Origin of the sequence: Microcoleus sp. BM001215392 (assembly GCF_036700185.1) — a bacterium.
Lineage (GTDB): Bacteria > Cyanobacteriota > Cyanobacteriia > Cyanobacteriales > Microcoleaceae > Microcoleus.
Genome location: NZ_JAUBOJ010000559.1, coordinates 1 through 3520, shown reverse-complemented (window position 1 = coordinate 3520; position 3520 = coordinate 1). Strand labels below are relative to the sequence as shown.

The window sequence follows — 3520 nt, the reverse complement described above, 5'->3', positions numbered from 1 at the left end:
TGTGTTTATCTGTCTGACATCTGCGGTTTCTGTATCGAAAAGAAGACTTATGCAACAGGTCTATTAGTCATTAGTCATTAGTCATTAGTCAGCAGTCATTAGTCCTTAGTCATTAGTCATTAGTCAGTAGTTGACAAGTATAGTAGGATGCGCGCGCCGGCCTCAGAAACCGGGTTTCTGCCCATATTTATCGTTACTCAACCCAAAATTCGTAGAAACCCGGTTTCTTACCGTACTTAGTCAATACTTGGCACGTCCGTTACTAATGACTAATGACTACTGACTAATGACTGCTGACTATTGACTTTTGATTTTTGAACTTGAATAACTTGAATGCTGCCACCAGCAAAAAGTTTAGGTTGTTGACTTGCTTCGGAATTGTACTGTTGAAACCCCACGTCTGCCAATAAACTACCCAAATCAGTTTCGATCGACTTCCAAGCAGTTTCAGTCTCAAACAACCACAAAAACACAGCCAACCCCGGCCAAAACACCAGATTTGTGGGCCGATGAAAATCTACCAAAGTGAATAGACCACCGGGCTTGAGTACGCGGTATACTTCCTGAAAGATTTGTCTTAACTGTGCAGGCTGCATTTCGTGCATCGCAACGCTGCTGTGTACCAAGTCAAAATGACAGTCGCCAAAAGGCATCGACTCGGCAAAAGCTTCTACATAATTGGCAGACGGCACATTTTTTCTGGCCCGTTGCAGCGACAGTGGCGAAGCGTCGAGTCCTGTGACATCCCGGGAATATTGCACCAGAAACTGCGTAGTTTGACCGCTACCGCAACAAAGGTCTAAAATTTTAGTTTCCTCGCTCACGGTCAAATTTTGCAGCGCTAGCTGCCGAAAACGAGCTTCGCCACCTACGCTCAAAGCAGCCAGACGCGCGATCGCATCGTACAGCCACTGATACCGATAACTTAAATCTCTAAAAAATGTTGCCAAAATCAAAATTATGTATACCTTGCTATCGACTTAAGATATTATTAAGATATATGATAAAGATAAGTAACAGAACTGAGACGATGGGAGAGCTGTAACCGCTATGGGTCGTGTGGGAGTATTGCTATTAAACTTGGGCGGGCCAGATCAAATCGAGGATGTCCGTCCTTTCCTGTTCAACTTGTTTGCTGACCCGGAAATCATTCGCATTCCGTTTCCGTGGATGCAGAAACCGCTCGCCTGGTTGATTTCGACCCTGCGCTTTCAGAAATCCCAGGAAAACTACCGCCAAATCGGGGGCGGCTCTCCTTTGCGCCGGATAACCGAAGAACAAGCTGCTTCGCTGCAAGAACTCTTGCGAGAAAAGGGACAAGATGCTCGAGTATACGTGGGGATGCGTTACTGGCATCCTTTTACTGAAGAGGCGATCGCCAAAATTAAGCGCGATCGCATCGAACACTTGACAATCTTACCGCTGTATCCTCAATTTTCGATCAGCACCAGCGGTTCTAGTTTCCGACAGCTAGAAGAAATGTGGAACCAAGATCCAGAACTCAACGAGATAGAATATACCGCTATTCCTTCTTGGTATCACCGACCGGGCTACATTCAGGCAATGTCGGAATTGATCGCCCAAGAATTAGATCACAGTCCAAATCCCGATCGAGTTCACATCTTTTTCAGTGCCCACGGCGTCCCCCTCAGCTACGTAGAAGAGGCTGGAGACCCATATCAGCGCGAGATTCAAGATTGCACTCGCCTGATTATGGAACATTTGAATCGATCGAACGAACACACTCTGGCTTACCAAAGTCGGGTTGGGCCGGTGGAATGGCTCAAGCCTTACACCGAAGAGGCGATTACCGAATTGGCAGAAAGTGGAGTTCAAGATTTGTTGGTAGTTCCAATTAGTTTTGTTTCCGAGCACATCGAGACTCTGCAAGAAATTGACATGGAGTATCGAGAATTAGCAGAAGAGTCGGGAATTGAAAATTTCTACCGAGTCCCTGCATTGAATACTCATCCGGTATTTATTGAAGCATTGGCAGATTTAGTCATCGAATCGATAGAATCTCCCAGCGTCAAATTCTCGGACGTGATACGCCCTTCCAAGAAAGTCAAAATGTACCCTCAAGAGCAATGGGAGTGGGGTTTGACGACGGGGGCGGAAGTCTGGAACGGTCGTGTAGCAATGATTGGTTTTATAGCATTAGTAATCGAGTTAATTACGGGTCAAGGCCCGCTACACTCGATCGGCTTGCTTTAAAAAATCGGTTGTGCGATCGATCTTTAGGTGCAGATTAAGCCTGCAATCTGAAGCAACAGCAGACCAACAATCTCGAGATAAAACCCGCCCCGCGCGTCTAAAAACCGCAAAAGGGCGGGTTTTGTATTGAGATGGAATTAATTAATCAACTTTTTGGAAAAATCCTTTTAATCTTTTAATCAAATTTTTGCACGGGCTGGCAATCTTGTATGTTGAATTAATCAGGATCGCGCTTGCGGCGGCGGGGACTTCCCCCATCGCCCGGTATTCCCTGACTTCTGTACCAGCGGTACCACTCTTTAGAACTGCGAATAGCCAGCCACAGCAGCAGCATCGCAATTAAAGCTCCCTGTCGCGGGGCGTCAAAGGCAAATAAAACTAAGGAAATACACAGAACATCTTGCAGGAAAATCACCCAAATCGGCAAACCCCGCAGCCGATAAAGCCATCCTGCTTGTACCAGTTGCAGCACAAAAGCCAACAAACCTCCGACAACCCCAATAATCCACAGCATCCAAGGGTGAGCAATCACTTCGTCGATAGAACTTACCTGAGCGATCGCAATCGCCATAATTGCTCCTACAATAGGACTGAAAATAATTTGCACAACTTGCAGCACCCGCTGTCCCACAAAGGTTTTAGAAGCAAATAACTCGAAAAGCGACCAACTCACCAAGATAGATATCACCACTTGGGGGTGAATGCAAGACAATAAAGGTATTTCCGACCAAAGTTTGTCAACTCGTAACAAACCAATTAACAGCAGGGGCAGGGCAATTCTCATACCCCCCGCCGCAGACGCAGAGAGCGCGGCTAGGAGTCCAACCATAATAATAATTCAGTTGATAACGTTTGCTATAGCCTATATCTGACCTATTTCTGAATTGGAATCCCCTGATGGCTGGCGGCGATTTGAGCGATCGAACTCAAGTTACCCTTGGGTTTAAATCTCTCTCTCTATTCTAGGTGTATTTGCTTAATTCTGGCTGAATAATATTCGCAAAGTCGATCGACACAAACCAGAAGCCGCTTGCCCACAAGGCACTGATGCAGAATTAAACCGCGATCGTGATTAAATTAAAAAGTATCAAAAAACCAGCAGTTAATCCCAAATAATTAAATTTCAAATACCAGCTAACCCAGAGCTTTCCGGCAAATTACTCCCCTATCTACCCTCTTCCTTCTCCTGTCTTCCGTCTTTCTTCTTTCTTCTTTCTTCTTTCTTCTTCTTTCTTCTTGGGTGTATCTCACTTTTGAAGCCTGAAGAAGCATGACCGGATATAAGTTATTAGTTATAATCTCATAT

3 protein-coding genes are annotated in these 3520 nt (G+C 45.4%); 1 reads left to right on the top strand and 2 read right to left on the bottom strand.

All coding sequences use genetic code 11. From position 1 onward, the window contains the following. Positions 1 to 269 precede the first annotated feature (269 nt). Positions 270 to 950 (bottom strand): class I SAM-dependent methyltransferase, encoded by a 681-nt coding sequence (locus QT974_RS32635; RefSeq protein ID WP_333472508.1) that lies wholly within the window; start codon positions 948 to 950, stop codon positions 270 to 272. A gap of 100 nt (positions 951 to 1050) precedes the next feature. Between QT974_RS32635 and hemH the strand changes: the two genes are divergently transcribed. Further along, positions 1051 to 2214, top strand: coding sequence for a ferrochelatase (gene hemH / locus QT974_RS32630; RefSeq protein WP_333472507.1), 1164 nt, complete (start codon positions 1051 to 1053; stop codon positions 2212 to 2214). Between the two features lie 217 nt (positions 2215 to 2431). Here the strand turns inward: hemH and QT974_RS32625 are convergent, their stop codons facing one another. After that, positions 2432 to 3043 (bottom strand): DUF4126 domain-containing protein, encoded by a 612-nt coding sequence (locus QT974_RS32625; protein ID WP_333472506.1) that lies wholly within the window; start codon positions 3041 to 3043, stop codon positions 2432 to 2434. Positions 3044 to 3520 lie beyond the last annotated feature (477 nt).

Bases quoted from the DNA above. Each gene is read 5' to 3' on its own strand.
- hemH (WP_333472507.1), top strand. From the start codon at position 1,051: ATGGGTCGTGTGGGAGTATTGCTATTAAACTTGGGCGGGCCAGATCAA.
- QT974_RS32625 (WP_333472506.1), bottom strand. From the start codon at position 3,043: ATGGTTGGACTCCTAGCCGCGCTCTCTGCGTCTGCGGCGGGGGGTATG.